Here is a 23,092-nt window from a genome sequence, read left to right on the forward strand (position 1 = left end):
GTGCGCTTCCAGTTCGTGCTGGGCGAGGTCCTCTCAGGCCTGCGCCGGAACACCACGATGGTCGTGGCCGTGGTGCTCGTGACCTTCGTCTCGCTGACGTTCGTCGGTGCCGCCGCGCTCCTCCAGGCCCAGATCGGCAAGCTCAAGGACGACTGGTACGACCTCGTCGAGGTCTCCGTGTTCCTCTGCCCGCGGGGTTCGATGTCGCCGACGTGCGCCACCGGCGAGGCCACCCAGCAGCAGATCGACGCCATCCGGCAGGTCATCGACACCGAGCTGTCCAGCGAGGTCAGCAAGGTCTACGTCGAGACGAAGGCCCAGGCGTTCGACGCCTTCAACGAGCGCTACCCCGACGGCTACCAGGGCACCCAGCTGACGGAGGAGGACATGCAGGCCTCCCTGCGCCTCAAGCTGACCGACGCCGAGCAGTTCGCCGTGGTCAGCGACGTGCTCTCCGGACGCGACGGCGTGGAGGTCGTGGAGGACCAGCGCGCCGTCTTCGAACCCTTGTTCCGCACGCTCAACGTCGCCACCCTCCTCGCGGCAGGGCTGGCAGGCGTCATGCTCCTGGCCGCGGTGCTCCTGATCACCACCACCATCCGGCTGAGTGCTGTCTCTCGGCGCAAGGAGACCGAGATCATGCGCCTGGTGGGCGCGTCCAACCTGTTCATCCAGCTCCCGTTCCTGCTGGAGGGGGCGCTGGCCGCCGTGCTGGGCTCGCTCCTCGCCGGCGGTGGGCTGTGGCTGGCGGTGCGGTTCATGGTCAGCGACTGGCTCGAACGGTCGGTCGACTGGGTGGCCTACGTCTCCGAGGTCGACGTGCTCCGCGTCGCGCCCCTGCTCGTGGTCATGGCCGTCGCACTGGCCGCGCTCTCGTCCTTCTTCACCCTGAACCGGTACACGAGGATCTGATGTTCACTCCCCGAAACCTGCCCTCAAGGGTCCGTGGTCGCGGGCCGCTCGCCGCCGCGCTCACGATCGTCCTCCTGCTGGGCGGCGCGACCGCCGTCCACGCCGACGACCTGGACGATCGCCGCGCCGCCGCGGAGCGCGAGCAGCAGGCCAAGGAGGACGAACGCGAGAGCCTGGAGGCCGAGCTCGAGCACACGGACTCCCAGCTGGCCGATGCGGTGCTCGAGCTGAACCAGGTCGAGGGTCGGCTGCCCGTGGCCGAGGCCGAGCTGGCCGTCGCGGAGGCCGAGCTGGAGCGGGCGGAGCGGGAGGCGGCGATCCTCGCGCAGCGCCTGGCCGACGCCGAGCGCGAAGAGGAAAAGGTCAGCCAGCAGCTCGAGGACGGCTCCGGCAAGGTCGACGATGCGCGCGCCGACATCGCGCAGATGGCGCGCGAGGAGTTCCGGGGCTCGGGCGACAACTCCACGATCGGGCTCTTGACCGGTGCGCAGAGCACCGAGGAGTTCATCGACGGGTACTCGGTGTCGTCGTCGGCCGCGAGGATCCGTGCGCGGACGCTCGCCGAGCTGCAGGACGCCGAGGCGACTGCCCGCAACCTGGAGGCGCGGCTGTCGGCCATCCGCGAGATCGTCACGGAGCTCAAGCGCCTGGCTGACGAGAACGTGCAGTCCAAGGAGCAGGCCAAGCAGGCCGCGGTGGAGCGCAAGGCGGAGATCGAGCGCCTGATCGCGGAGCAGGAGCGGCTCAAGGACCGCATCGAGCAGCGCAAGCACGTAGCGGTGCAGAACATGCAGGACAACGAGCAGGAGCTCAGCTCCATCGAGTCCGATCTGAAGAGCATCATCCGCAAGCAGAAGGAGCGCGACCAGCAGCTGGCCCAGGAGCAGGCGGAGCGCGAGGCACAGGAGAACGCCGCGGGCGGCGGATCGTCCGGCGGCGGCTCGTCGGGCGGAGGCAGTGCCGGTGGTGGCAGCGGGGGTGGTGGCAGCGCGGGGACCGTGTCGTTCCTCGGCTACCCGACGGCGAGCCCGCACATCACCTCCTCGTACGGCATGCGGTTCCACCCCGTGCTGCAGTACTCCCGCCTGCACGCGGGCACCGACTTCCGCGCGTACTGCGGCACGCCGATCCTGGCCGCCGCTGACGGCACCGTCCTCTACGCGCGGACCCTGGCGGGCCTTGGCAACCAGGTGCTGATCAACCACGGCTACTCGTCGGGCGGCAGCAGCGTGATGACGAGTGCGAACCACCTCACCTCGTTCGCCGTCTCGTCGGGCCAGCGGGTCTCACGCGGACAGGTGATCGGATACTCGGGGACCACCGGCACGTCCACGGCCTGCCACCTGCACTTCGAGGTGTACATCAACGGTTCGACCGTTGACCCGATGAGCTGGCTGTAAAAGCCTGGTCCACCGAGGCCGGGTGCGTAAACTGGGACGTCGCGCTGCCCGCACGGGGCACGGCGCACCAGCAGATCCCGGAGGGAGACCATGGCCAAGAAGGACGATCCGCGCAAGATCGTGGCGAACAACAAGAAGGCCCGTCATGACTACGTGATCGAGGACGTCTTCGAGGCCGGGCTCGTGCTCTCGGGCACCGAGGTCAAGGCGCTGCGGATGGGGCGGGCGTCGCTCACCGACGGCTACGCCAACATCGACCGTGGCGAGGCGTGGCTCGAGAACGTACACATTCCCGCGTACTTCCAGGGTACGTGGAACAACCACGCCCCCCGCCGTCGGCGCAAGCTGCTGCTGCACCGCGAGGAGATCCTCCGGCTGGAGTCGAAGTCTCGGGAGAAGGGGCACACCCTGATCCCGCTGTCGCTGTACTTCCTGGACGGTCGGGCCAAGGTCGAGATCGCCCTGGCGCGCGGCAAGAAGGAGTACGACAAGCGGCAGACCCTCCGCGAGCAGCAGGACATGCGCGAAGCGCAGCGCGCGATGCGGCAGAAGGAGATGCGCTGACCGGTCCGGGCCGACGGCGCCCGGCCGGGCCGGTGGAGCCCGGCCGACTGTAACGGAAATAACGTTCCCGTCTGCGGCGTTGTCGCGTAGGCTGGAGATGTTCCGCACGGGCGTAGCCCGGATGGGACGGTTGACAACAACATAGGGGCTGATCGGTTTCGACGGTGGTCGTGCTTCGAGGAGAAGCGGGCCGAGGATGCAGACTTATCTCGTAAACGATGTCTGCAAACACATAGTTGCCGATAACTCGCGCAACGAGTTCGCCCTCGCCGCCTGAGCGAGCCCGAACTCCGTCGGCCTGGGAAATGCTTCCGTCCCAGTAGCCGGCGTCATCTAGGAAGCCACTGCTCGTAGCTCTCGTCATCGGGGCTGCGGGAACACTCAGATGACTGGGCCTGTCCGCGAACGTGTCTGCGCGAGTGCGGGGGCCGAGAAAATCCATAGCAGACTGCGCCCGGAGAAGTACTCGAAAAGCGTCACCGGACCCGGGTTCGATTCCCGGCAGCTCCACCCCTGTGTGCAGGCCCGCCTCTTCGGAGGCGGGCCTGTTGTCGTGTGCGGGCGCCCTGACTTCTCGCGCCTTCCTGGAGCCCCTGTCGCGGCTCTCCGCGGCTTACTTCTTCGACAGGTCCGAGACCGGCACGGCCACCTCTCGTGACCGCAGGACACCCGCGACCACCAGCACGGCCTCCTTGCCCGCCCACCCGGGTCGCACGGTCTTCACGATGCCCTCCGTGCCGCGCTCCGTGCTCGATACCCCGGTGACTCTCACCATGACGCCTGTCGCGATGCCGTCGCCCACAGCCTTCTTCTTTCTGTCGTCAGTTCGGGCCGGGCCGATCAGCTCGCATTTGTCTGATGATCGCTCAACTCGTTGGGGGAGAGAGCCTGTCAGTGGTTTGTTGGCGCGTCAAGATAAATGGCGTGGGTAAAAGTTGGCATTCATCGCTCGTTTACGCCTGTGCATTTTCTTGCCCGCCAGGTGGCATTGATGCAATTCTCTGACTCGCCTGCAATCTGTCGCTATTGTCTTGATTGTCGCGACAGTTGGAACCGCGGGGCTACTCGACGTCGCGCAGCGCCGACTGGACGGCGACCCTGTCGGCGCCGTACCTGTCGTCGGCGTAGCTCTGGATGCTGCCGTCGTCGTAGACGACCGTCACCCAGACGTAGCCGTTCTCGGACCAGCCGCCGAGCCCGCCGAGGTCGGTGAACACCTCGTCCTGAAGCTCCTGTGTCTCGGACTCCGACAGGTCTCGGCCGACCGCCCCGGCGTTGTCCGGATCGAGCCGGGGGTCGTCGGAAGGTGCGGTCGGATCCGTCGGCGCGGAGGTCGCCTCCGTGAGCCGGAAGGTCTCGCCGTCCCAGGTGCCCTCAACCGTGTACTCGCCCCAGATGGTGCCCTGCGCCGAGTCGGCCTCGACCGCGTTCCAGTCCCATCCGGTGATCTCCGGGCCGCCGCACTGGGGCGGGAATGATTCGGCGACCCCGCCCAGGCAGAGCTCGGGCGGGCCGTCGTTCTCCTGGAGGACCGTCGCGACGGCGGTCACCAGGCCCGGAGCCGCCGGGGCGGGCGGCGCGGTCGCCATCGATCCGTCCTTGGGTTCGTGATCGGCCGACGCCGAGCCGGCCGCCTCGGCGCATGCGCAGAGGCCGAGCAGCAGGGCACCGGCCAGCCCGGTGCCGAGGAGCCGGCCTGGTGCTCGTAGCGGTTTCATGCCTGGCATCTGTCATCACGACGACGACGCTTGCATGGTCGCTGAGCTTGCTGTGCGGCGGGCTTGCCTCGGTCGCTGGGGTTGCCGGGGTCGCTGGGGGCGCCGGGGTCGAAGCGCGGCTGACGCCTCGTGGCGGCCGCATGGTGGCGTCCTGCGGTCGGTTCTGCTGTCGGCAGATCGGGTTCGTTCGACGCGCGGTGCGAACAGGTGTGCCATATGGTGGTGGCATGACTTCAGCGATGGGTGCACCTCGGGTGGGCGACCGGCCTCCCGGGTCCGTGCTGCCCACCGCCGACGGGGCGGTCGTGCGTGCGGCGGACGTCCGGGCGCTGCGCGAGCTGCTGGCGGGCATGGTCCTGCCAGGCGGTACCGACACGGACGTGTCGAAGCGGGTGCAGGCGCAGTGGGTGGACCTGCTCGGTGAGCTGGAGGCGGTGAAGAACACCGTGGCCGCGGTCCAGGGCCGACTGGCGGTGGCGTTGGACGAGGCCACCCGGTCCGAGGAGGCCGCGCAGGGCCTCCGGGCCGAGCGGCGAGGCCGTGGGGTGCCGAACCAGGTCGGTGCGGCGATGCAGGTCAGCCCCCACGCGGGCGGGGCGTTCCTGGGTACGGCTCGGGCGTGGGTCACGCAGATGCCGCACACCTTCGACGCCCTACGCACGGGTGTCCTGTCGCAGTGGCGGGCGACGCTCCTGGTGCGCGAGACGTCACATCTGACGGCGGAGCATCGGGCTCGGATCGATGAGGAGCTCTGCGGGCCCGCGAACCTGGCGGTCCTGGCCGGGATGGGTACCAAGCGGCTGGTCGCGCGGATCAAGGAGCTCGCCGGACAGTTCGACGTGCACGCGTGCGTGAAGCGGAACGCGAAGGCCGTCACGGAGCGGCGCGTGTCAGTGCGTCCGGCACCTGATCTGATGGTCTACCTGACCGCGCTGGTCCCGATGGCGCAAGGGGTGCAGGCCTACGCCCAGCTCACCGCGCACGCCAAGGCGACCAAGGCCACGGGGGATGAGCGGGGTGCGGGGCAGATCATGGCCGACACCCTGATCGAGCGGGTCACCGGCCGGGAACCCGGCACGGCCGACGAGGCGCCGGTGACGATCAACCTGTTGGTCTCGGACCAGACGCTGCTCGCCGGTGGTGACGAGCCTGCCGTGGTGCCGGAGGGCATGCCAGGGGGTGCGGGCACGGTCCCGGCCCCGGTGGCACGCAATCTCGTGGCGCACGGGATCGACGCGGACGCCGCCTGGCTCCGTGCGATCTACGTCGACCCGCACGGGCGTTTGCTGGCGACGACGTCAGTGTCACGGTTCCACCCGCAGGGCCTGGCCGTGCTGCTGCGTGCCCGGGAGCAGGGCATCTGTGCGTCGTCGTGGTGTGATGCGCCGGTGCGGCACCTCGACCACATCACGCCGCACGCGCAGGGCGGCGAGACCAGCCTGGCCAATGGTCAGGGCCTGTGTGCGCGGTGCAATCACGCGAAGCAGGCACCCGGCTGGCGGCAGAAGACCACTGAGGTCGACGGCCGGCACGGTGTGGAGACGATCACCCCCACCGGGCACAGCCACGTCTCCGTAGCGCCCGCACCACCCGAACCGGCCCGCGAGACCCCACCGGGGTGGACCCCGGCGGTCGGTATGGGCTCACCCGGCAACGGTCGCCTCCCGCGTAGTCGGTACTCGATCGGGTGCCATACCGGACCCCGCAACACCGCCATCGCCTACCGGCCGCCTGGGCGATGTGGGCCGGCCCGAACCAGGCACCGGCAGCGGTCCCGGGCCGATCTCGCCTGGGCGCATATACCTGAGCCGGCTACCGCCGCGAGCTGACCCTCGCGGCGGCCATCGGCCTGCTCGGACGCCCCCACAGCCACGCCGCTCGACGTCGACGCACGTGCGAGGCACACTGACAACGGCGCGGACACCGGAGTCCGTGAGCCAGAGCGGAAGGGCACCACATGGCCGACTACGCGGACGTCTACCGGCGCAGCCTCGACGACCCCGAGGGGTTCTGGGGTGAGCAAGCCGCTCTCGTCTCCTGGTTCCGCAAGCCCACCCGCGTGCTCGACGGCGACAGTCCGCCCTTCTACCGCTGGTTCCCCGACGGCAGGCTCAACACCTGCTACAACGCGCTGGACCGGCACGTCATCGCCGGTCGCGGGGACCAGGCGGCGCTGATCTACGACAGCCCGGTCACCGGCACCTCCTCGACCATCACGTACGCGACGCTGCTGCAGGACGTCGCCGCGTTCGCCGGCGGCCTGCGCGACCTCGGCGTCGGGCCGGGCGACCGCGTGGTGCTCTACCTGCCGATGGTGCCGGAGGCGGTCGTCGCGATGCTGGCCTGCGCGCGGCTGGGCGCCGTGCACTCGGTGGTGTTCGGCGGGTTCGCCGCGAACGAGGTCGCCCTGCGCATCGACGACGCCCAGCCGAAGGTGGTCGTGTCGGCGTCGTGCGGCGTCGAGCCCACGCGGGTCGTCGAGTACAAGCCGCTGCTCGACAAGGCGCTCGAGCTGGCCGACCACGAGCCGGCGTCGTGCGTGGTGCTGCAGCGGCCGCAGGCCATCGCGACGCTGGTCGAGGGGCGGGACCTGGACTGGGACACCGTCCTGCAGGCCGGGCGGACCAATCCGGCGCCGTGCGCCGAGGTCGCGGCGACCGACCCGCTCTACATCCTGTACACGTCGGGGACCACGGGAAAGCCCAAGGGGATCCTGCGCGACAACGGCGGCCACGCCGTCGCCCTGGCCTGGTCCATGCGCAACGTCTACGACATCGGGCCCGGTCAGGTCTGGTGGACGGCGTCCGACGTCGGCTGGGTGGTCGGCCACTCGTACATCGTCTACGGACCGCTGATCGCCGGCGCCACCTCCGTGCTGTACGAGGGCAAACCGGTGGGTACGCCGGACGCCGGGGCGTTCTGGCGGGTGGTCGCCGAGCACGGCGTCGAGGCCCTGTTCACCGCACCGACCGCGATCCGTGCGATCAAGAAGGAGGACCCGGAGGGGATCCTCCTGGCCGAGCACGACACGTCGTCCCTGCGGCACCTGTTCCTGGCGGGGGAGCGCCTCGACCCCGGCACCTACGAGTGGGCGGGACGAGCGCTCGGGGTGCCCGTGATCGACCACTGGTGGCAGACCGAGACGGGGTGGGCCGTCGTCGCCAACCTGCGTGGGCTGGACCCGATGCCGACCCGGCCGGGCTCGCCGTCGGTTCCCGTGCCCGGCTTCGACGTGCAGGTGCTGCTCCCGGACGGCACGGTCGCCGGTCCGGGACAGGAGGGCAGCCTCGCGATCCGGCTGCCGCTGCCGCCCGGCACCCTGCAGACGCTGTGGCGCGACGACGAGCGGTACGTGTCCTCGTACCTCGCGGCCTACGACGGGTACTACCTCTCCGGCGACGGCGGCTACATCGACGACGACGGGTACGTCTACGTCATGGGTCGCACCGACGACGTCATCAACGTCGCCGGGCACCGCCTGTCCACCGGGGCGATCGAGGGTGTGCTCGCGGCCCACCCCGCCGTGGCGGAGTGCGCGGTGATCGGGGCCGCCGACCCGCTCAAGGGCCAGGTACCGCGCGGGCTCGTGGTGCTCAAGGCCGGCGTCGACCCGAGTGGTGTCGCCGCGGAGCTCGTCGCGGCGGTGCGCGAGAAGATCGGCCCGGTTGCGGCGTTCAAGGACGTCCAGGTCGTCGCCGGCCTGCCGAAGACCCGCTCGGGCAAGATCCTGCGTCGCACCATGCGTCAGCTGGCCGACGGCGAGCACCCGCAGGTGCCGTCCACGATCGAGGACCCGGCGGTGCTGGAGGCCCTGGAGCCCGTGCTGCGACGGGAGTGACATCTGTCATGCGCCGACCGTGTGTTCCTCCGCCGGACCGATGACTCGGTGACACTTACCGGCGCGCGTGCGCCGGCCGAGGGTGGGTCCATGAAGCGAATCCACTTCAGGTCCCCACATCCGATCCCGACCCGCGCGCCGCGGCACGGCGCACCCGACGGCGAGCGGCGCCGCCGTCGGCCACGAGTGCGCGGTCGGGGCGCGGCCCTGCTGGCGGTGCTGGGCCTGGTGGGTGCGCTCGCGGCACCCGCGGCGGCCGACGTCCGGCCGGACGACGCCGGTAGCGAGCCCACCACGCGGGTGGAGTGGGGTCCGTGCCCCGCTGACGTCGCGACGGAGGCCGCACCCTACGTCCTGACCTGTGCCAAGGTGCCCGTGCCGCTGGACTACTCCGACCCCGGCGGCGAGCAGATCGAGCTCCAGATCTCCCGCATGGCCAGCGACAACCCCGCCGAGCGGCGCGGCGTGCTCCTGCTCAACCCGGGCGGCCCGGGCGGTTCCGGGCTCACGCAGTCCTCGCTCCTGATGTCGAGAGGGCTGCCCGACAGCGTGCTGGACGCCTACGACCTGATCGGCATGGACACCCGCGGGGTCGGCCACTCGACCCGGATCGACTGCGGGTTCACCATCGGCGGCGAATACTTCGGCAACGTCCCGCCGTACGCGGTCGACGACGCGGCGGTCGTCCAGCGGGCGAAGGTCGTCGAGGCCGCGGCCGAGCAGTGTGCCGCCAACGACGAGAACGGTCTGCTCCGCCACGTGTCGACGGCGAACATGGCCCGTGACCTGGACAGCGTCCGGGCGGCGCTGGGCGAGGAGAAAGCCAGCTTCCTTGGCTACTCCTACGGTTCCGCGCTGGGCGCCGCGTACGCGTCGATGTTTCCCGAGACGGTCGACCGGGTGGTGCTCGACAGCAACGTGGGCGACACGCACCTCAACCAGGAAGGGCTGCGCAGGTTCGCTCAGGGGGTGGAGCAGACGTTTCCCGACTTCGCGAAGTGGGCGGCCAAGCGGCACACCGCCTACGGGCTGGGCCGGACGCCGGCACAGGTGCGTGCCAACTACTTCGAGACCGCCGAGCGGCTGGACCGCGACCCCGTGCAGGGGGTCGACGGCGGTCTGTTCCGCCAGGTCGTCTTCGGAGGGCTCTACAGCGAGCTGACCTACGGCCGGACGGCGCAGCTCTGGCAGTCGCTGCTGGGCGGCGACGCCGCCGGCGTCCAGCGCCTGCTGGACGACAACCTCCTCGACGGCGTCCTGTCGGACGGTGCCGCGCCGACCGCCGCCGCGCAGGACGGCGCGACGGCCGACGAGGTGTCGCCGCTCTCCAACGCCCTGTCGGTGTTCCTCGCCACGACCTGCAACGACGTCGAGTGGCCCGAGGACGTCGACGCCTACCGCAAGGCCGTGGCGGAGGACCGCAAGAAGTTCCCGATGTTCGGCGCGGCGTCGGCCAACATCCTGCCCTGCGCCTACTGGTCCGAGCCGATCGAGCCGCCCGTGCAGATCACCGACGAGGGGCCGACCAACGTCCTGATCCTGCAGAACCGGCGTGACCCGGTCACCCCGCTGGCCGGTGGCGAGCTGCTGCGGGAGAAGTTCGGTGACCGGTCCCGGCTCGTGACCGTCGACGCCAGCGGCCACGGCGTGTACGCGCTCGGCAACAACGCGTGCGCCCTGAACGTCGGCACGACCTACCTGGTCGAGGGCGAGATGCCGAAGCGCGACGTCTCCTGCCGAGCGGGCTGACGGCACAGGGGCAGCGGGAGCGCGTGGTCCTCGGGGACCGCGCGCTCCCGCCGCGCTAGGGTGTCGCCGTGCAACACCCCGGAGACCTTGGCCTCGTCCCCGAGCCTGCGTCGACGCAGCTGCCGGGCGGCTCGGTGCTGATCGAGGACGGCGCGCGGGTCGGGACCGACCCCGCGCTGCGGCCCGCCGCACGCTGGTGGCGCCGCGTCACGGAGGATGCCTTCGGCCTCGACCTGGTTCCCTCGGCGATCGACCGCGGGTCCGGCCCTTCGACTGGCTCAGGACAGCGTGTCGTCTTCGGCCTCGCCGCCGACCTGCCGGCCGGCGGCTACCGCATCGCGGTGTGCCCGGCGGTGCGAGGGCCTGAGCCCGCCGGTCCGGTGGCCGGCCTGGTGCGGGTCGAGGCAGCGGACCTCGCCGGCGCACATGCCGCCGCCCAGACCCTGCGTCAGCTCGCCGGTCCGGCGGCCTACCGCCGCAGCGGCACCGGCCCGCTCGCGCTGCCGGCAGTGCGCATCGAGGATCACCCCCGCTTCGAGTGGCGGGGCGTGCTGCTCGACGTCGCACGCCATTTCCTGCCGAAGCACGACGTGCTCCGGTTCATCGACCTCGCCGCCGCCCACCGGCTGAACGTGCTGCAGCTGCACCTCACCGACGACCAGGGCTGGCGCATGCAGATCGACCGCTACCCGGAGCTGACCCGGACCGGCGCGTGGCGCCGCGAGTCGACGGTCGGGACCTGGCGTACCGGTTCGCGGGACGGGCGTCCGCACGGCGGTTTCTACACGCAGGACGACCTCCGCGAGATCGTCGCCTTCGCCCGCGACCGGGGCGTCACCGTGGTCCCGGAGATCGACGTCCCCGGCCACGTCGAGGCGGCCGTCGCCGCCTACCCGGAGCTCGGCACGCGCAAGGACCGCAGCGGAGTCCGCACGACGTGGGGCATCAGCCAGGACGTGCTCGACCCGTCGGAGGGGTCGCTCGCGTTCTTCCGGCACGTGCTGGACGAGGTCTTCGACGTCTTCGACACGCCATGGATCGGCCTCGGCGGCGACGAGGTGCCCCCCACCCTGTGGCGCGATGCGCCTCACATCGTCGAGCGCGCCCGGTCGCTGGGCCTGTTCGGCGCCGACCGGTCCACCCCGGACGTCGGCCAGCTGCACGGCTGGTTCGTCGCTCGCCTCGCGGAGCACGTGTCCGACGCCGGCCGCCGTGCCGTGGTCTGGGACGAGGCGATGTCGCCGATGCTGCCGCGCGACGCGATAGTGACGTCCTGGCGCGGCTACGCCCAGGGTGCGGCCGCGCTCGAGTCCGGGTACGACGTTGTCATGGCACCAGAGCAGGTCGTGTACCTCGACCACCGCGCCGGTGAGCATCCGGCGGAACCGATCCCGGTCGGTTTCCTCCGCACGGTAGAGGACGTGTACGGCTTCGAGCCGCTCCCCGCTCCGTTGGCCGAGCGCGTCGGGAACCGGGTCTCCACCGTGCCCGGGCGGCTGCTCGGGGCCCAGGCGCAGGTCTGGACCGAGCACCTCGACAGCGCGCGGCGCGTCGACTACGCGACCTTTCCCCGGCTGGCGGCGTTCGCCGAGGTCGCGTGGTCGCAGCAGGCCGACCGGACGCCGGGGTCCGCCGCGTCGAAGCAGTTCCTGGACCGCCTGGCGCGGCAGCACCTGCCCCGCCTCGACGCGTACGGCGTCGAGTACCGGCCGCTCGCCGGGCCGCACCCGTGGCAGACCCGCCCCGGTATCCAGGGCTACCCCCGCGACCTGGCGGCGGAGACCGCCGTCGGTGGCTGGGCAGGGATCGGCGGCTGGCGCGAGGACGGCGGCGTCGAGAACCGGCCCACCGAGACAGACACCGCCACCGAGACCTCGGAGAGTGACGCATGACCGGGACGATCCTGATCCGCGGCGCCCGGGTGCCGCAGCCCGACGGCACCCTGTCCGAGCCGGTGGACCTGCACGTCGCGCGCGGCAGGGTCGCCGCGATCACCCGGTCGGGTGACCGCCCCGCCGTCGGGCAGGACGTCCTCGAGCCCGACGTCCGGACGCTCGACGCGCAGGGCCGGGTGGCGATGCCAGGGTTCGTGGACGCGCACACGCACGCCGAAGCCGCCGTCTTCGAGCCGGACGTGCAGCTCGCCATGCTGCGCCAGGGCATCACGACCGTCGTGACGGGACAGGACGGCGTCTCCTTCGCCCCCACCGACCGCGCGAGCTACGACTGGGCGAGCACGTACTTCGCCGCGATCGACGGTACGCACCCCACGTTCACGGGCGGCTCCGTCGGCGAGCTGCTCAGCACCTACCACCGCACGGTCCCCGTGAACGTCGCGTACCTCGCCCCGCACGGCACCCTGCGGTACCGCGTCCTCGGGGGCGCGCAGCGTCCGGCGTCGGACGAGGAGCTGGCGGCGATGGTGGGCCTGCTGGAACAGGCCCTGGACGACGGCGCCTGTGGGCTCTCGACCGGTCTCGAGTACGTGCCCGCCGCCTACGCCGACGAGCGGGAGCTCGTGGCGCTCGCGAAGGCCGTGGCTGTGCGCGGCCTGCCCCACGTGAGCCACATGCGTGGCTACGAGGACCGCGGCGTCGAGGCGCTCGACGAGCTGATGCGGGTCGCGCGGGCGTCCGGCGTCGCGACGCACGTCTCCCACCTGCACGGCCCCGCGGACGAGCTGCTGGCCAGCGTCGGAGCGGCGCGCGCCGGGGGGCACGACGTCACCTACGACTCCTACCCGTACCTGCGCGGATGTTCCATCCTGTCGATGGTCACCCTGCCGACGTGGCTGCCGCTGGCCGACGCCGCCGCGACCATCGACGCCCTGCGCGACCCCGCGACGGCCGCCCGCCTGGGCGAGCACTTCGCCGGCCTGACCGAGCTCTGGCCGCGCATCACGTTCGCGTCCGTCCCCGGGATGGAGTGGGCGGAGGGCATGACCCTGCCCGACGTCGCCGCGCGGCTCGGGCGCTCGGCCCCCGACACGGTGGCCGAGGTGCTCACGACGACGGCGCTGCGCGCGAGCTGCGTGTTCGCGCAGCCGCCGACCAACTCACCCGAGTCCGTCCGCGCGCTGGCCGGGTACGAGGCGCACCTGACGGGCTCGGACGCCATCTACGGGGGCGGACGGCCGCACCCGCGCGGCTGGGGCGCCTTCGCCCGGCTGCTCGACGAGCACGTGCGCCACGGTTCATGGACCTGGTGGGACGCGGCCGAGCACCTGTCGGCCCGCGCCGCGCGCCGGTTCGCGCTGGCGGACCGCGGGGAGATCGTGCCGGGTGGCGTCGCGGACATCGCGCTCGTCGACCCCGACCAGGTCCGCGACGATGCGACCTACGAGGAGCCACGCACGCCGGCGTCGGGCATCGAGGACGTGCTCGTCGGCGGGGTGCCGGTGCTGGCGGCCGGAAGGCTCACCGGTGCGACGCCGGGGCGCGGCCTGCGCCCGGCAGCGGCCGGATCCGCCGCCCGGACCGCGGGCTGACGGCGGCACGTGCGCGCAGGGCCGGGGACACGGCAGGATGTGGGTGTGCTGCGCATCGACGACCCCACGTTCACCTGGCCCCTGCTGACCCTCGACGAAGCGGCGCTGGACCACAACATCGCGACAGTGGCGCGCGTGCTCGCCGAGGGCGGGGTGGAGCACGCGCCGCACGTGAAGACCCACATGTCCCGCGAGATCTGGGAGCGGCAGGTCGCCGCGGGGGCGTGGGGCGCCACCGTCGCGACGCCCGCGCAGCTCCGGACGGCGCTCGGCTGGGGCGTCCCGGGTGCCGGACGGCGCGTCTTCCTCGCCAACGAGCTGGTCGACCCGCGCGACGTCGCCTGGCTGCGCGCGGCTCTGACCGACGGCACCGCGGACCGCGCTGCCGACGAGGTCTGGGTCTACGTGGACTCCGCCACGGGCATCGACCTGCTCGCAGCGGGTTTCGCCGGCGCGGCGCCCGAGGACGCCGCGCGCCTCGGCGTGCTCGTGGAGCTCGGCGTGCCCGGGGGCCGGACCGGGGTGCGCACGGTGTCCGACGCGGTGGCCCTCGCCGGCCGGGTGCACGACGCCGGCCTGCGGCTGGTCGGCGTCGCCGGTTACGAAGGGCCGGTGGCGGGTGGCACCAGCGCCGACGAGCTGGCCGCCGTCGGCCGGTGGTGCGACCAGCTGCGCGAGGTGGGGGCCGGGATCGCCGGGCTCGTGGCCGGGCCGGTCGTGCTGAGCGCGGGCGGCAGCGCGTTCGCCGACGTCGTCACCCGGCGTCTGGCCGTGCCGGTCCAGGACGCGGCGGGCGAGACCGTGCCGACCCGGGCGGTCGTGCGGTCCGGCGCGTACGTGACGCACGACCACGGGCACTACCTGCGTACCGACCCGTGGACGCGGCTGGGTGCGCCGGCGCTGCGCCCCGCGATCATGGTCTGGGCCGCCGTGCTGTCCGCGCCGGAGCCCGGCCTCGTCATCTGCGGCATGGGGCGCAGGGACGTGTCGTTCGACATCGACCTGCCGACGCCGCTCGTCGTGCGCTCCGTCGACGCGGCGGGCCGCCTGGGCGCGGCCCGCGAGCTGACCGGCGTGCGCGTGACCGCGCTCAACGACCAGCACGCCTACCTCGCCGTCGAGCCCGTGAGCGACGGTCTGCTGCAGCCGGGTGACGTGATCGGGTTCGGCATCTCGCACCCTTGCACCACCTTCGACAAGTACCGCACCGCCCTGGTGACGCGCGGCGACGAGATCGCCGAGCAGGTCACGCTCGACTTCTGAGCCGGGCCGACCCACCTGACGTACCTGACCCACCGCACGACCCGAGCAAGGAGAACCGCATGACCGCGAAGACCGCCATCTCCACCCCGGACGCCCCGGCACCCGCATTCACGTTCCACCAGGGTGTTCGCAAGGGGCCGTTCGTCCAGGTCTCGGGGCAGGGGCCCACGGACCCGGCGACGGGGGAGTACGTCCACGTCGGCGACGTGGCCGCGCAGACCACGCGCACGCTGGAGAACGTGCGGGCGATCGTCGAGGCCGGCGGCGCGACGTTCGACGACGTCATGATGCTGCGCGTCTACCTCCTCAAGCGCGAGGACTTCGCGCCGATGAACGAGGCCTACGGCGAGTTCGTGACGAAGCACTGCCCGAGCGGCGTGCTGCCGAGCCGGACCACCGTGTTCGTGGGCCTGCCGCGCGAGGAGATGCTGGTCGAGATCGACGCGCTGGCGATCACCGACTGAGCGCGGCCGTACGGCCCGCGGCCCTGACTCGACGTACCAGGTACGCCGAGTCAGGGCCGCAGGCCGTCTCGGCGACCTACTCCGTGGCTGCCGGCTCGGGGGTGACCGCCGCCGGGCCGTCGGACCCGCTCTTGGCGATCTGCCTGCGCACGCCGACCACCACGAGCAGCACCAGCCCGCCCAGCGCGAGCCACGGGATGATCGCCCCGAGCACCAGGACGACCACGTTGAACGTGCTCACCAGGGCGCTCCAGCCCGCGGACAGGCCACCGAGGAAGCCGCCCGGCCGGGCCTGGGCCGCCGGGTTGCCTTCCGCGACGATCTCGACGTGCAGGGTGGACATCGCCACCTCGTCCGAGAGCCGGCTGCGCTCGGAGACCCGGGAGTCCAGCTCGGCCTGGCGCTCGGCGAGCTCAGCCTCGATCTCGATGAGGTCGGCGGTGCGGTCGGCGTCGGCCATGAGCTCGCGCAGCCGGTCGGTCGAGGTGCGCAGGGCCTCGATGCGGGCGTCGAGGTCCTGTGCTGTGCCGGTGACGTCCACCGTCTCGACGTGACGGTCGCGCACCTCGCCGAGCTTGTCGAGCGCGTCCAGCGTGGCCGAGACCCGGTCGGCGGGGATACGGAGGGTCATCGACGCGCTGCCGGGCTCGTCGTCGGTCCCGGCCCGCTCGTCGCGCGCCTCCACCCGGCCACCGGCCTTCTCGACGAGGTCCGCGATCTGCGCCGCCGCCTCGAACGGGTCCTCGACGGCGAGCGTCGCGTCGCCCGTGGTGATGAGCTCCCGGTTGATCGCTTCCTCAGGGGCCTCGGCGAGGCCGACGGCGCCCGCCGCGCCACTGACCGCGTCGGTCGAGCCCGGTGCTACCGCCTCGCTGCGCGCACCGTCGCTGTCGGTGGCCGACTCCGCTCCGCTGCCTGACTCGCTCGCGCCACCCCCGGAACAGGCCGCGAGAGTGACCGCGAGGGTCGCCCCGACGGCCGCTGCCAGGAGATGTCGGGCGAGTCGGCGAGCGGGCATGCCCACGTCCCCCCTGGCTGACCGGTTGCGCTTCATGGGACGAGCGTATGAGGCCGACAGGGCAGGAACCGACCCCACCTGAGAACTGTGATCCCTTTGTGAACTTGTGGGCCCGGTGACCCATTTTTTCATCGGTTTTGCGCTGTTTTTGATCACGCTGCGGTCACGCTGTGCCGATGACGCCGAGGTGCGGCAGTCTCGGATTCGTCAGGTACGTGAAGTAATCCGAAGACGGCGGCAGAGTGCGTTCGAAGCCCGGGAGCAACGTGACCCACGTAACAGTCTTGTTACGGGTCAATCCGGGCGATGGACAAGGACTCTGTTAAGGAGGTCTACTAACAAACATGGCGACGACGACAGAGCGGAACGGCACCGGGCGAGGGCTCGGCGCACGCTTGCGCGCGACGTCCAAGGTGCTCCCCGAGCACGCCAGGGCACACAACCGGTCCCTCGTGCTGCAGCATCTCTTCCACGAGGGACCCACCTCACGGGCCGACCTCGCCCGAGCGACCTCGCTCACCCGCGTCACCATCTCCGACCTGGTCTCGGTGCTCATCACCGAGGGCCTGGTGGAGGAGCTCGGTACGCGGCCCGGCCAGCGCGTCGGCAAGCCGGCGATCCTGGTGGGCCTGCGGACCGACGCCTACCAGATCGTGGCCGTCGACCTCACCGACCACGGCCGCATGCGCGGTGCCGTCCTCAGCCTGACCGGCGAGATCGTGGTGCGCCGTCAGCTCGACATCGACGGACGCACGGGCGACGAGCTGGTCGACCTGCTCACCCGCTTCATCCGTCGGCTCGTGGCCGCGGCGAACCACCCGGTGATCGGCGTCGGCGTCGGCTCGCCCGGCATCGTCGGCCTGGACGGGCGCGTGGTCGAGGCGCCCAACCGCGGGTGGTACGACGTGCCCCTCGCCGAGATCCTGGGCGATCGCATGGGCCTGCCCGTCCACGTGGCGAACGACGCCAACACGGCGGCGCTCGGCGAGTTCACCTACGGCGGCGGCAGCTCCGGCATGCTCGTGGTCACGGTCGGCGCGGGCGTCGGCGCGGGCGTCGTCGTCGACGGCGTGCGGGTGCACGGCCAGGGCGACGCCGCGGGCGAGATCGGCCACGTCACGGTGGTCGATCAGGGCGAGTGCGCCTGCGGCCGGACCGGCTGCCTCGAGACCGTCCTGTCCGTGCCGGCGCTGCGGCGCGCGGTCGCGGACAAGAGCCAAGAAGATTCCGACGCCGCACTGGCGTCGGCAGGCCGGGTGCTGGGTGTGACCCTCGCCCCGGTCGTCAGCGCGCTCAACCTCACGGAGGTGCTGCTGAGCGGTCCGCGTGACCTGCTCGACGGCCCCCTGCGCGAGGCTGCGCTGGACACCATCCGTCAGCGCACGATGCCGGCCATCAACTCGGGCCTGCAGCTGCGGATGGCCGCACTCGACGAGGACGTGGTGCTGGCGGGCGCCGCCGTCCTCGTGCTTTCCGCCCAGCTGGGGGTCTCGTGAGCATCGTTGCGCACGTGTCGGCGGCAGGCGTCACATCGAGCTTCCACTCGAGTCATCAGCACGTACCGCTTTTCATCAGGCACTGCGACGCACAGTCGTATCCCGGGAGGAACACACGTGAACAAGAACCGTCTCGTCGGCGCTGCGGCGTCGGCGATCACCCTGACTCTCGCGCTCAGCGCGTGCGGTAACGCGGGCGGCGCCGCGACCGCCGAGGAGACCGGCCCCGGCGAGGTCCGGGTCTGGCTCGTCGGCACCGACACGCCGCTCGAGGCACGCGACTACCTCAAGAAGACCTTCGAGGAGGAGAACCCCGGCAGCACCCTCGTCATCGAGGAGCAGGCCTGGGACGGCCTGGTCGACAAGTACACGACGGCGCTGGCCGGCTCGGACGCTCCCGACGTGGTCGAGATCGGCAACACCCAGGCCGCCGCGTTCACCTCGGCGGGCTACTTCCGCGAGATCACCGCGGACGAGTTCGAGTCCCTGGGCGGCGACGACCTGCTGCCCGGCTTCGTCGAGGCCGGTGACTGGGAGGGCAAGCACTACGCCCTGCCGTACTACTCGGGCTCGCGCGTCGTCTTCTACTCCGAGCAGGTCCTCGGCGACACCGAGGTGCCGGCCACGCTCGACGAGTACGTCGAGACCGCCGTCGACCTGAAGACCGACAAGCTGTCCGGCGTCTACTGGCCCGGCCAGGACTGGTACAACGCGCTGCCCTTCATCTGGGAGAACGGCGGCTACGTCGCCGAGCAGGCGGAGGACGGCACGTGGGACGCCGGATTCTCCTCCGAGGGTGGCCTCGCCGGCCTCGAGCAGATCCAGACGATCATGACCGAGGGCAACAACGCCCCGGCCGACGCCAACGAGACCGACCTGCAGGTGCCCTTCTGCGAGGGCAAGGTCGCCTTCCTCTCGGCGCCGAGCTGGATCCAGTGGTCCATCAACGCTCCGGAGGAGCCGGAGGACCCGGAGGGCGTGCCTGGCTGCGCCTCGACCTATGGCAAGGACCTCCAGGGCTACGCCCTGCCGGGCAAGGACGGCGGCACCGCGCAGGTGTTCGCCGGCGGCTCGAACATCGCCATCGCGCAGAAGGCGGCCCGTCCGGACCTCGCGATGAGCGCCTACGAGATCCTGCTCAGCGACGAGTACCAGACGATCCTCGCGGGTGCCGGCCTGTTCCCGGCCAAGACCTCGCTCTTCGAGGAGGTCGACCAGTCCACGTCGATCGGCAAGGCAGCCGCTGAGGCAGCCGCCAACGCCAAGCTCACGCCCGCTTCGCCGAAGTGGGCCGACGTCGAGTCGAAGATGATCCTGCAGACGGCCTTCACCAAGATCGCCTCCGGTGAGGACGTCAAGACGATCGCCGAGCAGCTCGACGCCGACATCGAGGAGATCCTCAACAGCTGAGCCTGACGAGGTCAGCAGAACTTCCCGTCCCGCCCGGCGCAGCCCCTTCAAAGCCCGGGCGGGACGGGACACCACTGCGCCCTGACGCCAGCGGCCGCCCTTCCGGCGGAGAGCTGCCGGACGCCCCTGAGGAAGACAGGACATGAGCTCGACACTTCTCGACCCAGTGGCGCCGCCGCGCCAAGAGATCCGGCAGAAGCGCCGGCCGCCCTACCTGCCCTGGCTCCTGCTCTCGGCGACGATGATCATCCTCGGTGTGATGACGGGGTACCCCGTCATCCGGCTGCTCGTCATGTCGTTCCAGGAGTACGAGCGCGCCCAGCTCATGGGCCTGCCCGCCGAGTGGGTCGGCTTCAGCAACTACGCGGCGGTACTGACCGACATCGAGGGCTTCTGGACCGTCCTGGCGCGCAGCTTCGCGCTCATGGTCGTCCTCGTCGTCACCACGATGGTGCTCGGCATGCTGGTGGCGCTGCTCATGATCCGCGTCGGCAAGGGGCTGCGGCTGCTGGTGTCCGTCGGCCTGCTGCTGGCCTGGGCCATGCCGCAGCTCGCGGCCACCACGGTGTGGGGCTGGGTCTTCGACACCCAGTACGGCGTGGTGAACAACCTGCTCACCGCGATCACCGGGGACCGGTGGTTCGGCCACTCCTGGCTGATCAACCCGTGGTCGTTCTACCTGATCCTGACCTTCATCATCGTGTGGGGTGCCGTGCCGTTCGTCGCGTTCACGCTGTACGCGGGCCTCACGCAGATCCCCGGAGAGGTGCTGGAGGCCGCGCAGCTCGACGGCGCCAGCGCGTACCAGCGCTTCCGCCTCATCCAGGTGCCCTACGTGCGCAGCATCATCACGGTGCTCGTGGTGCTGTCGATGATCTGGGACCTGAAGGTCTTCACGCAGGTGTTCGTGCTGCAGGACATCGGTGGCGACCGTGAGCTCACCAACACCATCGGTGTCTACATCTATCAGATGGGGATGGCCCAGGGGCACTACGGGATGGCGAGCGCGATCGGCGTCATCTTCGTGATCATCATGCTGGCCATCTCCTTCCCCTATGTGCGGCGCACGCTGCGGGAGGACGAATCGTGATCAAGATCCGCAAGCGCCTGGCCGACACCGGGTTCGGTGCCCTGGCCGTCGCCGTCTTCGTGTTCGCCGCCTTCCCCGTGTACTGGATGGTCAGCACGTCGTTCCTGCCGAACAACCGGATCCGTGGCGAGAACCTGGCGTTCTTCCCGACTCCGGACCTGTTCACCCTGGACAACTACCGCGCGGCGATGTTCGGCGAGACGCGGGCGCCGTTCCCGCCGGCCGTCCTGAACTCGATCAGCGTCACGTTCCTGACGCTCCTCATCGCGCTCGTCGTGGGTTTCGTGGCGGCGCTGGCCCTCACCAGGTTCCAGTTCAAGGGGCGCCGTACGTTCATCATCCTGATCCTGGTGATCCAGATGATCCCGGCAGAGGCGATGATCATCTCGATGTTCCGGATCATCGACGGCTGGCAGCTGCTCAACTCGATCATCGGCCTGACGCTCGTGTACACGGCCGGCGTGCTGCCGTTCACGGTCTGGATGCTGCGCGGATTCGTCAACGGTGTACCCAAGGAGCTGGAGGAGGCGGCCATGATCGACGGGTGCTCGCGGGCCGGCGCGTTCTGGCGCGTCACGTTCCCGCTGCTGGCCCCCGGCCTGGTGGCCACCGGTGTGTTCGCCTTCATCCAGGCGTGGAACGAGTTCGTCACGGCGCTGGTGATCATGCAGCGGCCCGAGTCGATGACCCTGCCGCTCTGGCTGCGTACGTTCCTCCAGGCGACGCAGGCCACGAACTGGGGCGCGGTGATGGCGGCGTCGGTGCTCATCGCGATCCCCGCGGTGGTCTTCTTCCTGATCGTGCAGGGTCGGATGACCGGTGGTCTGGTGTCCGGCGCGGTGAAGGGCTGATGGACAGCAAGTCCGGTACGGGCACGTCCGACCAGGGCGAACCCAGCAAGCGAGAGGTCGGGATGGGAAAGGTCGGCAAGCGGAAGGGGAGCGCCCGGTCGGAGGCGGGGCGGGAGCCCGCGTACACGGTCGGCCTCGACATCGGCGGGACGAAGATTCTCGGAGCGCTCCTGGACCCGGAGGGCGACGTGGTCGGCACGGTGCGCCGGAGCACGGTCCACGGCGCCGACGGGCTGGTGGCCGGTGCGGTGCAGGCGGTGCGCGACGTCGTCGCGTCGGGCGGGGTGGAGCTCGCGGACCTGGCCGGAGTAGGGCTGGGGATCCCCGGCATCGTCGACCACCGCTCCGGCACGGTGAAGCACGCGGTCAACCTCGGGGTGCACGACGACGAGCTGCCGCTCGCGGAGCTGCTGTCCGCCGAGCTGGGCGGGGTGCCGGTGGTAGTCGAGAACGACCTCAACGTGGCTGCCGTCGGTGCGGCGCACGTGCTGGAGCGCGCGGGCGGGGAACAGGACCACGAGGACCTGGCGTTCCTGGCGCTCGGCACCGGGCTCGCGTCCGGCCTGGTGCTCGACGGGCAGCTGCGCCGTGGCGTGAGCGGTGCCGCGGGCGAGATCGGGCACATCCCCGTCGACCCGCTCGGGCCGGAGTGCCCCTGCGGGCAGCGCGGCTGCCTGGAGCGGTTCGCGTCGGGCAAGGCGCTGGAGGCGGCGTGGCCGTCCCGGCACGGCAGGCCGGCGCCGGTGGAGCTGTTCGAGGCGGCCCGCGGGGGCGACCAGGAGGCGATGGTGGTCAAGGACCGGTTCGCCGATGCCACGGCCTCGGCGGTGCGGCTGCTCGTGCTGACCACCGACGTCCGGCACGTGGTGCTCGGCGGCGGTGTGGCGCAGCTCGGGGCCGAGCTGCTGGACGCGGTGCAGGACGCGCTCCGGGAGCAGGCGAAGGCTTCGCCGTTCCTCGGGTCGCTCAAGCTGGCGGAGCGGGTGCAGCTCGCGCCGACCCACGTGCCGGTCGCGGCGGTCGGCGCGGCGGTCCTGGGAAGGAGAAGCTGATGGAGGTCGTGATCGCGCCCGCGGGCGAGCTCGCGCGGCTGGCGGCGGACGCCGTCGAAGGCCTGCTACGGGCCGACCCCGAGGCGGTGCTGGGGCTCGCCACAGGTTCGTCGCCGCTCGCGGTGTACGACGAGCTCGTGCGCCGGCACAAGGAGGGGCTGTCGTTCGCGCGGGCGCGGGCGTTCATGCTCGACGAGTACGTCGGCCTGGGTGAGGACCACCCGGAGCGGTACCGCAACGTGATCGAGAAGGAGTTCGCCTCCCGCGTCGACCTGGCGCCGGGCGCCGTGCAGGGGCCGGACGGCCTCGCCGCGGACCTTCCGGCCGCCTGCGCGGCGTACGAGGCGAGCATCGCCGACGCCGGTGGCGTCGACCTGCAGATCCTCGGCATCGGGACGGACGGGCACATCGCGTTCAACGAGCCGGGGTCCTCGCTCGCGTCCCGCACGCGGATCAAGACCCTCACGAAGCAGACGCGCGAGGACAACGCGCGGTTCTTCGGCGGGTCGGTCGAGGACGTGCCGCGGCACTGCCTCACGCAGGGCCTGGCCACGATCATGTCGGCGCGCCACCTGGTGCTGCTGGCCTCGGGGCGGGCCAAGGCCGAGGCGGTGCACCAGCTGGTCGAGGGCCCGATCTCCGCGATGTGGCCCGCCACGATCATGCAGCTGCATCCGCATGCCACGGTCCTGGTCGACGACGCCGCGGCCTCCCGGCTCCAGCTCGCCGACTACTACCGCCAGACCTACGCCGACAAGCCCGGCTGGCAGGGCCTCTGAC

Annotated in this window: 19 protein-coding genes and 1 other RNA gene; 17 read left to right on the top strand and 3 right to left on the bottom strand. The window is 71.3% G+C overall.

The genetic code is table 11. The features are described from left to right. The 4 genes from ftsX (at nucleotide 1) to ssrA (ending at nucleotide 3,389) form a co-directional block, all read left to right on the top strand. Entirely contained in the window at nucleotides 1–912 is a 912-nt protein-coding gene (gene ftsX, locus AB0F40_RS08190) for a permease-like cell division protein FtsX (RefSeq protein ID WP_357465626.1), read from the top strand. Continuing rightward, nucleotides 912–2,312 (top strand): peptidoglycan DD-metalloendopeptidase family protein, encoded by a 1,401-nt coding sequence (locus AB0F40_RS08195; protein WP_357465627.1) that lies wholly within the window; start codon nucleotides 912–914, stop codon nucleotides 2,310–2,312. The genes ftsX and AB0F40_RS08195 overlap by 1 nt, the downstream gene beginning before the upstream one ends. Nucleotides 2,313–2,402: 90 nt before the next feature. After that, nucleotides 2,403–2,876, top strand: coding sequence for an SsrA-binding protein SmpB (gene smpB / locus AB0F40_RS08200; RefSeq protein WP_357465628.1), 474 nt, complete (start codon nucleotides 2,403–2,405; stop codon nucleotides 2,874–2,876). A gap of 144 nt (nucleotides 2,877–3,020) precedes the next feature. Further along, nucleotides 3,021–3,389: a transfer-messenger RNA gene (gene ssrA, locus AB0F40_RS08205) on the top strand. A 100-nt stretch (nucleotides 3,390–3,489) separates the two neighbouring features. Here ssrA and AB0F40_RS08210 read toward each other — a convergent pair. Continuing rightward, nucleotides 3,490–3,678 carry a hypothetical protein gene (locus AB0F40_RS08210; RefSeq protein WP_357465629.1) on the bottom strand — a complete coding sequence of 63 codons (189 nt, stop codon included), beginning with the start codon at nucleotides 3,676–3,678 and terminating at the stop codon, nucleotides 3,490–3,492. 259 nt (nucleotides 3,679–3,937) lie between these two features. Beyond that, a complete protein-coding gene (locus tag AB0F40_RS08215) occupies nucleotides 3,938–4,594 on the bottom strand; it encodes a hypothetical protein (RefSeq protein WP_357465630.1) in 657 nt (218 codons plus the stop codon). A 350-nt stretch (nucleotides 4,595–4,944) separates the two neighbouring features. On the opposite strand from AB0F40_RS08215, the gene AB0F40_RS08220 reads away from it, so the two are divergent. The 7 genes from AB0F40_RS08220 (at nucleotide 4,945) to AB0F40_RS08250 (ending at nucleotide 15,395) form a co-directional block, all read left to right on the top strand. Further along, a complete protein-coding gene (locus AB0F40_RS08220; RefSeq protein ID WP_357465699.1) occupies nucleotides 4,945–6,423 on the top strand; it encodes a DUF222 domain-containing protein in 1,479 nt (492 codons plus the stop codon). Between the two features lie 128 nt (nucleotides 6,424–6,551). Next, nucleotides 6,552–8,432 (top strand): propionyl-CoA synthetase, encoded by a 1,881-nt coding sequence (locus tag AB0F40_RS08225; protein ID WP_357465631.1) that lies wholly within the window; start codon nucleotides 6,552–6,554, stop codon nucleotides 8,430–8,432. A 90-nt stretch (nucleotides 8,433–8,522) separates the two neighbouring features. Next, nucleotides 8,523–10,181, top strand: coding sequence for an alpha/beta hydrolase (locus AB0F40_RS08230; protein WP_357465632.1), 1,659 nt, complete (start codon nucleotides 8,523–8,525; stop codon nucleotides 10,179–10,181). A 68-nt stretch (nucleotides 10,182–10,249) separates the two neighbouring features. Next, nucleotides 10,250–12,073, top strand: coding sequence for a beta-N-acetylhexosaminidase (locus AB0F40_RS08235; RefSeq protein WP_357465633.1), 1,824 nt, complete (start codon nucleotides 10,250–10,252; stop codon nucleotides 12,071–12,073). Then, nucleotides 12,070–13,668: an amidohydrolase family protein gene (locus AB0F40_RS08240; protein ID WP_357465634.1), complete on the top strand. Its 1,599-nt coding sequence runs from the start codon at nucleotides 12,070–12,072 to the stop codon at nucleotides 13,666–13,668. Before AB0F40_RS08235 ends, AB0F40_RS08240 begins: the two co-directional genes overlap by 4 nt. A gap of 45 nt (nucleotides 13,669–13,713) precedes the next feature. Further along, nucleotides 13,714–14,931: an alanine racemase gene (locus tag AB0F40_RS08245; protein WP_357465635.1), complete on the top strand. Its 1,218-nt coding sequence runs from the start codon at nucleotides 13,714–13,716 to the stop codon at nucleotides 14,929–14,931. 59 nt (nucleotides 14,932–14,990) lie between these two features. Then, nucleotides 14,991–15,395, top strand: a complete 405-nt coding sequence (locus AB0F40_RS08250; RefSeq protein WP_357465636.1) for a RidA family protein — start codon at nucleotides 14,991–14,993, stop codon at nucleotides 15,393–15,395. 76 nt (nucleotides 15,396–15,471) lie between these two features. Here the strand turns inward: AB0F40_RS08250 and AB0F40_RS08255 are convergent, their stop codons facing one another. Further along, the gene (locus tag AB0F40_RS08255; protein WP_357465637.1) at nucleotides 15,472–16,449 is read right to left on the bottom strand and encodes a DUF4349 domain-containing protein; all 978 of its coding nucleotides are present in this window, start codon (nucleotides 16,447–16,449) and stop codon (nucleotides 15,472–15,474) included. A 308-nt stretch (nucleotides 16,450–16,757) separates the two neighbouring features. On the opposite strand from AB0F40_RS08255, the gene AB0F40_RS08260 reads away from it, so the two are divergent. The 6 genes from AB0F40_RS08260 (at nucleotide 16,758) to nagB (ending at nucleotide 23,091) form a co-directional block, all read left to right on the top strand. Continuing rightward, a complete protein-coding gene (locus tag AB0F40_RS08260; protein WP_357465638.1) occupies nucleotides 16,758–17,909 on the top strand; it encodes an ROK family transcriptional regulator in 1,152 nt (383 codons plus the stop codon). Nucleotides 17,910–18,026: 117 nt separating this feature from the next. Further along, nucleotides 18,027–19,319 carry an extracellular solute-binding protein gene (locus AB0F40_RS08265; RefSeq protein ID WP_357465639.1) on the top strand — a complete coding sequence of 431 codons (1,293 nt, stop codon included), beginning with the start codon at nucleotides 18,027–18,029 and terminating at the stop codon, nucleotides 19,317–19,319. 142 nt (nucleotides 19,320–19,461) lie between these two features. Continuing rightward, a complete protein-coding gene (locus AB0F40_RS08270; RefSeq protein ID WP_357465640.1) occupies nucleotides 19,462–20,409 on the top strand; it encodes a sugar ABC transporter permease in 948 nt (315 codons plus the stop codon). Beyond that, nucleotides 20,406–21,260 (top strand): carbohydrate ABC transporter permease, encoded by an 855-nt coding sequence (locus AB0F40_RS08275; protein WP_357465641.1) that lies wholly within the window; start codon nucleotides 20,406–20,408, stop codon nucleotides 21,258–21,260. Before AB0F40_RS08270 ends, AB0F40_RS08275 begins: the two co-directional genes overlap by 4 nt. Beyond that, nucleotides 21,260–22,312, top strand: a complete 1,053-nt coding sequence (locus tag AB0F40_RS08280; protein ID WP_357465642.1) for an ROK family protein — start codon at nucleotides 21,260–21,262, stop codon at nucleotides 22,310–22,312. The genes AB0F40_RS08275 and AB0F40_RS08280 overlap by 1 nt, the downstream gene beginning before the upstream one ends. Further along, complete coding sequence (gene nagB, locus AB0F40_RS08285) at nucleotides 22,312–23,091, top strand: glucosamine-6-phosphate deaminase (RefSeq protein ID WP_357465643.1); 780 nt, start codon at nucleotides 22,312–22,314, stop codon at nucleotides 23,089–23,091. The genes AB0F40_RS08280 and nagB overlap by 1 nt, the downstream gene beginning before the upstream one ends. The last annotated feature ends 1 nt before the right edge of the window (nucleotide 23,092 follow it).

The sequence above is a fragment of the Promicromonospora sp. NPDC023987 genome, assembly GCF_040639055.1.
In the GTDB taxonomy this organism is placed as follows: domain Bacteria; phylum Actinomycetota; class Actinomycetes; order Actinomycetales; family Cellulomonadaceae; genus Promicromonospora.